This is a genomic window from Burkholderia sp. LK4, from assembly GCF_001043615.1.
In the GTDB taxonomy this organism is placed as follows: Bacteria; Pseudomonadota; Gammaproteobacteria; order Burkholderiales; family Burkholderiaceae; genus Burkholderia; species Burkholderia cepacia.
Genome location: NZ_LDUL01000083.1, coordinates 1 through 1,368 on the forward strand (window position 1 = coordinate 1; position 1,368 = coordinate 1,368).

General features: G+C 66.4%; 1 protein-coding gene. It reads right to left on the minus strand.

Translation table 11 applies throughout. The features are described 5' to 3' along the window. Positions 1-1,368, minus strand: a 1,368-nt coding sequence (locus VK92_RS33670; protein ID WP_048026798.1) for a condensation domain-containing protein, incomplete at both ends; no start/stop codon positions are given.

The following is a 1,368-nucleotide window of genomic DNA, read 5'->3' on the forward strand; positions in this document are numbered from 1 at the left end:
GTCGTAAAGCACCTGCTGCCGCTCGTCTGCACTGAGCAGATCGAGAGAGCCGATGGTGCGTGCCGGGTCGTGCACCATGGCTTCGAGCAACGTGGTGAGCTGGGTGGCGATGCGCTCGACGGTGCCGTGGTCGAACAGGTCGCTGGCGTATTCGATGGTGCCGCTGAGCGAGCCGGCCTGCTCCTCGAGCGACAGGCTCATGTCGAACTGGGACGTAGAGCGCGGCAGCGGATAGGAGGCCAGGCTCAGGCCGGGCAGATGCAGTTCGTTATGCGGGGTGTTCTGCAGGGTGAACATGACCTGGAACAGCGGGCTGTGGCTCAGGCTGCGCACGGGCTGAACGGCTTCGACGACCTGCTCGAAGGGGAGCTCCTGATGGGCGTAGGCGTCCAGCGTGGTTTGCCGGATACGTGCCAGCAGGGTGGCGAGATCGGGGTCGTCGCTCAGGTCGATACGCAATGCAAGGGTGTTGATGAACAGGCCGATCATGGCCTCGAGTTCGGGCCGCTGGCGGTTGGCCACGGGGGCACCGATCACGACGTCCTCCTGGGAGGAGAGCCTGCCGAGCAGGATCGACCATGCGCCGAGGAGCAGCATGAATAGGGTGACGTCGTGCTTGCGAGCGAGCGCCTGCAGGTGGCTGGTCAGGGTGGCATCGATATTGAGCGAGACGATGCCGCCGGCGTAGGACTGCACGTTCGGACGGGGGCGATCGGTGGGCAGGTTGAGCAGCACGGGGCTGCCGGTGAGTTGCTTGCTCCAGTAGGAGAGCTGCCGCTGCAGGGTGTCGCCGGAGAGCCACTGCCGCTGCCACTGAGAGTAGTCGGGGTACTGGACGGGCAGTGGTGGCAGCGGATCGGGCTGGCGGCTGCTGAATGCGGCATAGAGCGCGCCGACCTCGCGGATCAGGACGGCGATGGACCATCCGTCGGAGACGATGTGATGCATGGTGACGAGCAGGACATGCTCATCGGATTGCAGGCGCACGAGGACGCCGCGGATGAGGGGGCCGGCGTCGAGGCTGAAGGGTGCGTGTGCTTCGTGGGAGGCGAGTTCACCGAGCAGTTGCTCACGCTCGACCGCGGGGGTGTCCTCGAGATTGACGTGGCGCAGCGTGAAGGTGGCTGCGGAGCGCACGACCTGAACGGGTTGCCCGTTGGTGGAGGCGAAGGTTGTGCGCAGCGCTTCGTGCCGCTGGACGATGCGATCGAGGGTGTCCCGCAGGGCGTCGACGTCGAGCGTGCCGCGCAGGCGCAGGGCTCCCGGGATGTGATAGGCGGCGCCGGTGTCCTCGAAGCGATCGAGGAACCACAGGCGTTGCTGGGCCAGCGAGAGGGGCAGCGGTTCGTTGCGCGGAGCGTGAGGAAT